General features: G+C 72.7%; 6 protein-coding genes and 1 pseudogene. 3 read left to right on the forward strand and 4 right to left on the reverse strand.

The genetic code is table 11. The features are described 5' to 3' along the window. The 4 genes and pseudogenes from DZF91_RS32245 to lpdA all read right to left on the reverse strand — a co-directional run. A pseudogene (locus DZF91_RS32245) lies at positions 1-191 on the reverse strand (hypothetical protein); the annotation flags it as partial. 68 nt (positions 192-259) lie between these two features. Continuing rightward, entirely contained in the window at positions 260-1,060 is an 801-nt protein-coding gene (locus tag DZF91_RS32250) for a tyrosine-protein phosphatase (RefSeq protein ID WP_117360837.1), read from the reverse strand. Between the two features lie 335 nt (positions 1,061-1,395). After that, the gene (gene ddaH, locus DZF91_RS32255) at positions 1,396-2,292 is read right to left on the reverse strand and encodes a dimethylargininase (RefSeq protein WP_407920956.1); all 897 of its coding nucleotides are present in this window, start codon (positions 2,290-2,292) and stop codon (positions 1,396-1,398) included. 389 nt (positions 2,293-2,681) lie between these two features. Beyond that, positions 2,682-4,085 carry a dihydrolipoyl dehydrogenase gene (gene lpdA / locus DZF91_RS32260; protein ID WP_117360838.1) on the reverse strand — a complete coding sequence of 468 codons (1,404 nt, stop codon included), beginning with the start codon at positions 4,083-4,085 and terminating at the stop codon, positions 2,682-2,684. A gap of 155 nt (positions 4,086-4,240) precedes the next feature. Between lpdA and DZF91_RS32265 the strand changes: the two genes are divergently transcribed. The 3 genes from DZF91_RS32265 (at position 4,241) to DZF91_RS32275 (ending at position 7,838) form a co-directional block, all read left to right on the forward strand. After that, entirely contained in the window at positions 4,241-4,741 is a 501-nt protein-coding gene (locus DZF91_RS32265) for a hypothetical protein (RefSeq protein ID WP_117360839.1), read from the forward strand. Positions 4,742-5,013: 272 nt separating this feature from the next. After that, the gene (locus DZF91_RS32270) at positions 5,014-6,417 is read left to right on the forward strand and encodes a family 2B encapsulin nanocompartment shell protein (RefSeq protein WP_235834720.1); all 1,404 of its coding nucleotides are present in this window, start codon (positions 5,014-5,016) and stop codon (positions 6,415-6,417) included. Beyond that, on the forward strand, positions 6,414-7,838 hold the full coding sequence (locus DZF91_RS32275; protein WP_407920957.1) for a family 2B encapsulin nanocompartment shell protein: 1,425 nt from the start codon (positions 6,414-6,416) through the stop codon (positions 7,836-7,838). The genes DZF91_RS32270 and DZF91_RS32275 overlap by 4 nt, the downstream gene beginning before the upstream one ends. The last annotated feature ends 310 nt before the right edge of the window (positions 7,839-8,148 follow it).

The raw sequence follows: 8,148 nt of genomic DNA on the forward strand, positions 1-8,148 counted from the left end.
CCGCCCGCCGGCCCGCCGCCCATGCCGCCGCCCGGCCCGCCGGCCGCGAACGCGGTCAGCTCCTTGACGGCCACCTCGCGGTGCAGGACGGCGTCGTCCGCCCGCCACACCGTGCCCATGCCGCCGCTGCCGATCCGCTCGCGCAGCCGGTACCGGCCCGCGACCGTCCGCCCGGCACCCCCGTGCTCCACCGCACCGCCTCCTCCGCAGGCGCTCGTCCGCCGACTATCGACCGGGAGGCGCGGCGCGTCAACAGCCGTCAGGTGAGGTTCTGGCGGAGGGCGTCGAGGGTCGCGTCGTCCAGGCCCATCCCCTCGCGCAGGAAGCCGTCGAACGAGCCGAACAGCGCGTCCGCCTCGTTGAAGGCGGCCTCCAGGTAGGCGGGCTGCTGCTCCAGCAGCGGGCGCAGCAGCTCCGGCTCGGCCATCTGGCCCAGCTCGGCGATCGCGGCGAGGATCTTCTCGGTGGTGTGCCGCAGGTAGTCGTCGGAGCGCAGGAAGTCGGCCATGATCGTGGCCCGGTCCACGCCCGCCGCGGCCAGCAGCACCGCGGCCAGCCAGCCGGTGCGGTCCTTGCCCGCGGTGCAGTGGAACAGCAGCGGCACCGCCGCCGGGTCGGCGACCAGCCGCACCGCCTCGGCGAACCGGCCGCGCTCGGTCTCGTCCCGGACGAACGTCCGGTTGATGTCGATCATCAGGTTCTCGAGCCGCCCCTCGGCGAACGCCGCGCGCTGCCGCTCGGCGTCCCGGCTGCCGATCACCTCGTAGAACACGCCGAGGTTGCCGCCGCCGACCGGCAGGTGGACGGTCCGGACGCCGTCGGGGAGCCGGTCGCGGCCGTTGGTGTCCACCTCCATCGGGGTCCGAAGGTCCACGACCGTCCGGACGCCGAACTCCGCCAGCCGCCGGACGTCGGCGTCGCTGAGGCGGGTGAGCGCGTCCGCGCGCAGCACCCGGCCGCGCGCCGTCCGACCGCCGCCGGGCAGCGGATGCCCGCCCAGGTCGCGCACGTTGTCGGCGCCGTCGAACGGGAGGTGGCCGTGGGGGTCCGCGAGCAGCATGGCCCCATCGTTCCGGACACCCGACGAAAGGGGCGAACCGGGGTCGGCTAGATCAAAACCCCTTCACACCGACTGGACATGGCGACGGGCCCCCGCGCCCGGACGAAGGATGTCGTCCGGCCGCGGGAGCCCGCGCGCCGAGGCCGCGGGCCGCCGTCAGACCGCCGTCAGACCGCCGTCAGACCGCCGTCGGACCGCCGTCGGAGGGCCGTCGGAGGGCCGCCGGTCCGCCGCCTAGACCACCGCCGGGCCGTCCACCGCCGGGCCGTCGCCGGGCCGCCGCCAAGGGCGCCGTCGAGGCCGCCGTCGGGGGACGGCCGGCGAAGGACCGGCCGTCAGACGGTGCGCAGCTCCAGCGTGCAGCACTTCGGGCCGCCGCCGGCCTTGCGCAGCTCCGTCAGGTCCACCGGGACGGGGTGGTAGCCGTGCTCGGTGAGCGTCGCGATCAGCCCGGTGGCCTCGGCGTTCACCACCACGTTCCGCCCGTCGCTGACCGCGTTCAGGCCGAGCACCGCCGCGTCCGCCTCGGAGGCGATCACGGCGTTCGGGAAGAGCCGCTCCAGCACCGCGCGGCTGCCCGGCGAGAAGGCGCCCGGATAGTACGCGACGTTCTCGCCGTCCAGCGGGAACAGCGCGGTGTCCAGGTGGTAGAAGCGCGGGTCCACCAGGCGCAGCGTGACCACCGGGCGGCCCAGGAACTCCTGCGCCTCCTGGTGCGCGCCCAGGTCCGTCCGGAAGCCCGTCCCGGCGAGGATGATCCGGTCCAGGGTGAGGAAGTCGCCCTCGCCCTCGTTGGTGTGCTCGGGCTCCTTGACGTCGGCGAAGCCGTTCGCCCGCAGCCACGCGCTGTACGCCGGGCCCTCGGCGGCCCGCTCGGCGAAGGTGAACCGCGCGCCGTAGGCCCGCCCGCCCACGACCAGCGCGCCGTTGGCGGCGAACACCATGTCCGGCAGGCCGGGCACCGGGTCGATCAGGCTCACCTCGTGCCCGAGGGCCAGGTAGGTGGAGCGCAGAGCCTCCCACTGCTCCACGGCCAGCTCGGCGCTCGCGCCCGCCGACGGGTCCATCCACGGGTTGATCGCATAGGTGACCGCGAAGTGCTCCGGACGGCACATCAGGTAGTGCCGCCGCAGCGCCGTCCGCTCCGGGAACGCCGGCGCGGGCGCCGGTGCCGGGGCGGAGGTGGTCGCGACGGACGGCTCGGTCGGCTCCATCGCCGGGGTGATGGTCATGACACGCGCTCCTGCTCAGTCCACGGGCCATCAGATGATCGAAAGCCTAGGAACGCCGTGCCTCACGCCCAAGCCCATGAAATTGCGCTGACCAGAAGTTTCGTTGCGCGTATGGCTCGGGATCCGGCGATTCGTTGCGCGCCCGGCAGCGGCCTGCGGAAATACGAAAACCCTGCCCGGACGGGTCGGACGGACAGGAGGCCCGCGCGACAGGTCGGACAGGAGGTCCGCGCGTCCGGATGGAAGGGAGGCCCGCGCGTCCGGGTGGGCGGCGAGCCCGGCGGTACGCCTGGCCGTGCTGCTGAGCGGGCGTACAAGGGCCGGAGACGCACGCGGCCGTCCCCGCGGTGGCGGGGACGGCCGGTGTGAGCGCCGTGGCGGGCTGGTCGCTAGAGGTTGATCATGTGGCCGGCGAGGCCGTGCACGGCCTCCTTGACGGCCTCGCCCAGGGTCGGGTGGGCGTGGATGTTGCGGGCCACCTCGTGGACGGTCAGGTCCCACTGCTGGGCCAGGGTCAGCTCGGGCAGCAGCTCGGTGACCTCGGGGCCGATCAGGTGGCCGCCGAGCAGTTCGCCGTACTTGGCGTCCGAGACGAGCTTGACGAAGCCGTCGCCCTCGCCCATGCCCAGCGCCTTGCCGTTGGCGCTGTAGGGGAACTTGGCGACCTGGACGTCGTAGCCGAGGTCGCGGGCCTGCTGCTCGGTGTAGCCGAAGGACGCGACCTGCGGCTGGCAGTAGGTCGCGCGCGGGACCATGACGAAGTCGATCTCCATGGTCTCGGCGTCGGCGATGGTCTCGGCCGCGACGATGCCCATGGCCTCGGCGGCGTGCGCGAGCATCAGCTTCGCGGTGACGTCGCCGATCGCGTAGATGTGCGGGACGGACGTGCGGCAGCGGCCGTCCACGTCGATCGCGCCGCGCTCGGTGAGCTTGACGCCCGCCTTGTCCAGGCCGTAGCCCTCGACGTTCGGGGCGAAGCCGATGGCCTGCAGGACCTTGTCGGTCTCCAGGACCTTCTGGGCGCCGTCCTTGCCGGTGATCGTGACCTTGACCTTCTCGCCGGAGTCGTCGATCGCGTCGACCCGGGTGGAGGTGAGGACCTCGATGCCGAGCTTCTTGTAGCGGCGGCTGAGCTCCTTGGAGACGTCGGCGTCCTCGTTGGGGACCATCCGGTCGAGGAACTCGACGATCGTGACCTTCACGCCGTAGTTGTGCAGCACGTAGCCGAACTCGACGCCGATGGCGCCCGCGCCCGCGATGACGATGCTCTCGGGCAGCTCGGAGGAGAGGATCTGCTCCTCGTAGGTCACCACGCGCTCGGACAGCCGCGTGCCCGGCAGCAGGCGGGTGTGCGCGCCGGCCGCGATGATGCAGTTGTCGAAGGTGACGGTCTCGGACGAGCCGTCCTGCTTCGCCACCTGCAGCGTGTTGGCGTCGGTGAACGTGCCACGGCCGTCGAAGGTCGTGATCTTGTTCTTCTTCATCAGGAACTGGACGCCCTTGACGAGCTTCTCCGAGACCTGGCGGCTGCGCTTGTACGCCACGCCGTAGTCGAACGACACCCCGCCGTCGACCTTGATCCCGTACTTCTCCTGCTCGGTGGTGAAGATGTGGGCCAGTTCGGCGTTGCGCAGCAGCGCCTTCGAGGGGATGCAGCCGACGTTGAGGCAGACACCGCCCCAGTAACGCTCCTCGATGATGGCCGTCTTCAGGCCGAGCTGGGCCGCGCGGATGGCGGCGACATAGCCACCCGGGCCCGCGCCCAGGACCACGACGTCAAAGTGTTCGCTCATTCCTCCGACGATATTGCGCGCGGAGGAGTGCTCGCATCTTATGCGCGTTCACCGGGGAGGCGTTCGTCACACTGTGTCAGGGTCGGGCCTGGTTGCGGGACGGTAACGTTCAATGGAGGCCCGTCGCCGTCACGCCTACGGAGGAGTAGTCCAAGTTGAGGATCCCCAAGCCTGTCAACGCGGCCCTCGACTGGGCGGAGCAGCACTTCGGCGCCGTCGCCGCGGTGCTGGCGATGGTGGTCGCGTCCGCGGCGGCGCTCGCGCTGCCGCTCGGCGCGGGGCTGCCGGTCGCGGGGTTCGTGCTGGGCCTGGCGATCGGCGGGTTCGCCGTCTACGCCCGGATGTCGCGGCGGCTGGCCAGGGCCCGCCGGGAGAACGACGACCTGCTGCGCGAGAACGGCTCGCTGCGGCACCGCAACACGATCCTGGCCAGCGGCGTGATCACCCGCGAGTCGCAGACGACCCAGGCGCTGCTGATGATCCCGGACGACGAGGACCTCGCCGACGAGCCCGTCCCGGACCTGGCCGACGAGCTGCTGGGCGGCCCGGCCACCGCGTCGGGCGGCGCCGCGGCCGGGGCCCTGGACGACGGCTCGGACGCCGCGCGGGACCCGCAGCGCACCGATCGGCTGCCGGAACTTCCTGACGGGTTGTAAGCCCCTCCCCGCCCACCGCGACCCGGTGATCACCCAAGGTGATCGCCGGGTCGTCCGCATGCCCGACCCCAAGACTCGGTAAGGCTCTCCTTAGGACTGTCTATTGAGTGACACAAGGTGAGGTAATACTTCCGTTGTGTCAATGTGATTACGCTCGGTAGTGTCACTGCTGCACGCGGTCCATCGACCGGCGACGCGCCGGTCCGGGCATGGGCCGTGCGTGCGACCACGCCCCTCAGCGGCCGACAAGCATCGGAACGGTGGTGTCCAGCGTGACCGAACAGCAGCAGACGGACCAACAGCAGCAGCAGCGGAGTCTGGGGACGGCGGCGGCGCGGAACCTCGCGACGACGACCAAGTCCGTTCCCCAGATGCAGGGCATCTCGTCCCGCTGGCTGCTCAAGCTGCTCCCGTGGGTGCAGTGCGCGGGGGGCGCGTACCGGGTCAACCGGCGGCTGGCGTACACCGTCGGGGACGGCCGGATCGAGTTCCTGCAGACCGGCGCCGACGTCCGCGTCATCCCGCTGGAGCTCGGCGAGCTGCCGGCGCTGCGCGGCTACGAGGACGAGGAGGTCCTCGGCGAGCTCGCCGGCCGGTTCGAGCAGCAGGAGCACGAGCCCGGCGACGTCATCGTCACCGAGGGGCGGCCCGTCGACACCGTCGTCCTCGTCGTGCACGGCAAGCTCGAGCGGGTGGGCCGGGGCGAGTACGGCGGCGAGGCCGTCCTCGGCGTCCTCGCCGACGGCGACTTCTTCGGCGCCGAGGCCCTGCGCGGCGGGGAGCACGACTGGGAGTACTCGGTCCGGGCCGTCACCGCCGTGACCCTCCTGACCCTGCCGGTGTCCCGGTTCCAGGAGCTGATGGAGCGGTCGGAGGGGCTGCGCGAGCACGTCGAGTCCCACCGGGACCGGCCGAGCCGGTCCACCAGCCCCGAGGGCGAGGCCGAGATCGAGCTCGCCGCCGGGCACGAGGGCGAGCCGGTGCTGCCCGGCACGTTCGTGGACTACGAGCCGTTCCCCCGCGAGTACGAGCTGAGCGTCGCGCAGACCGTCCTGCGCGTGCACACCCGCGTCGCCGACCTGTACAGCCAGCCCATGGACCAGGTCGAGCAGCAGTTGCGGCTGACCGTCGAGGCGCTGCGCGAGCGGCAGGAGCACGAGCTCGTCAACAACCGCGACTTCGGCCTGCTGCACAACGCCGACCTCCGCCAGCGCGTCCACACCCGGACCGGCCCGCCCACCCCGGACGACATGGACGAGCTGCTCACCATGGTGTGGAAGGAGCCCGCGTTCTTCCTGGCGCACCCGCGCACGATCGCCGCGTTCGGCCGCGAGTGCAGCCGCCGGGGCGTCTACCCCGAGCCGGTGGACGTGCAGGGCCACCACATCCCCGCCTGGCGCGGCGTGCCGATCTTCCCGTGCAACAAGATCCCGATCAGCCGGACCCGGACCAGCTCGGTCATGCTGATGCGGACCGGCGAGGCCGCGCAGGGCGTCGTCGGCCTGCACCGCACCGGGCTCAAGGACGAGGTCCAGCCCGGCCTGTCGGTGCGCTTCATGCACATCGACGAGCACGCGATCATGTCCTACCTCGTCAGCGCCTACTACTCCGCCGCCGTGCTGGTGCCGGACGCCCTCGCCGTCCTGGAGAGCGTGGAGATCGGGGTGGCGCAGTGACGACCGCCGCCCACGAGCCGGGCGGGGGGCCCGGCACCGCGACCGGCGCCGCCGACGGCGACGACCGGCTGAGCCTGTCCACCAGGGCGGCGCGGAACCTCGCGACGACCACCAAGTCCGCGCCGATGATGCAGGGCATCACGCCCCGCTACCTGCTGCGGCTGCTGCCCTGGGTCGAGGTCCCGGGCGGCTCCTACCGGGTCAACCGCCGCCTCGCGCACACCGTCGGCGACGGCGTCGTCGAGTTCGTCAACACCGGCGCGTCGGTCAGCGTGATCCCGACCGAGCTGGCCGAGCTGCCGCAGCTCGCTGGCGTGGACGAGCCGCTGCTCCAGGACGCCGCCGGACGGTTCGTCCAGCGCGAGTTCGAGCCCGGCGACGTGATCGTCGAGCCCGGCGGGCCGGTGGACCGCGTGGTGCTCATCGCGCACGGCAAGGTCGAGAAGGTCGGCCGGGGCGAGTACGGCGCGGAGGTCGTGCTCGACCTGCTCGCCGACGGCCGGTACTTCGGCGCGGCGGCGCTGCTGCCCGCGCCCGGCGAGTGGGAGCACGCCTACCGCGCGGTCACCCCGACGACCGTGCTGGTGCTGTCCCAGGACCAGATCGGCGAGCTGCTCGGCCGCCACCCGGAGCTGCGCGCGCGGCTGGCCGACTTCGCCGACGCGCCCCGGCCGCCGACCAACGCCAAGGGCGAGGCCGAGATCGAGCTGGCGTCCGGGCACGAGGGCGAGCCCGTCCTGCCCGGGACGTTCGCCGACTACGAGCCGGCCCCGCGCGAGTACGAGCTGAGCGTCGCGCAGACGCTGCTGCGCGTCCACACCCGCGTCGCCGACCTGTACAGCCACCCGATGGACCAGGTCGAGCAGCAGCTCCGGCTGACCGTCGAGGCCGTGCGCGAGCGGGAGGAGGACGAGCTGATCAACAACCGCGACTTCGGCCTGCTGTACAACGCGGACCTGAAGCAGCGGATCCAGACCCGGTCCGGCCCGCCCACCCCCGAGGCCATGGACGACCTGCTGAGCCGCCGCCGCGGCACCCGGTTCTACCTGGCGCACCCGCGCACGATCGCCGCGTTCGGCCGGGAGTGCACCCGGCAGGGCGTCTACCCGGGGACGGTCGAGCGGTTCGGCCGCCGGGTGATGTCCTGGCGCGGCGTCCCGATCTTCCCCTGCGACAAGATCCGGATCAGTGACCGCGGCACCAGCGCGGTGCTGGCGATGCGGATCGGGGAGGACGACCAGGGCGTGATCGGACTGCACCGCACCGGCCTGCCGGACGAGTTGCAGCCGGGTCTCTCGGCGCGGTTCACGGGCATCGACGACCGCGCCGTGATGTCCTACCTCGTGTCCGCCTACTTCTCCGCCGCCGTGCTGGTGCCGGACGCGCTCGGCGTGCTGGAGAACGTGGAGGTCAGCCGGTGACGTACGAAGCCGGCCGCTAGCCCGGAGCTCGGAAGACCGGAGCCCCGGTAGTCCGGAGCCCGGTCGACCGAGCCCGGTCCACCGGGCCCGTGGACCGGGTCCGGTCGGCCGGGCCGGTCCACGGACCGGAACCGGCCGGTGGACCGACGCCGGCCGGCGGACGCAGCCCAGCCAGTCGATGACGCCCGATCCCCGCATCCTCACCAGGGAGGCCGCAGTGCCCCGCCGACGCACCGCGCCGACGCGCGCCGCAGCGACCGTGTCCGCGGCCGCAGCGACACCGAGCCCCGCCGAGCCGCCCGCCCCGCGG

The sequence above is a fragment of the Actinomadura logoneensis genome, from assembly GCF_003428695.1.
Classification (GTDB): domain Bacteria; phylum Actinomycetota; class Actinomycetes; order Streptosporangiales; family Streptosporangiaceae; genus Spirillospora; species Spirillospora logoneensis.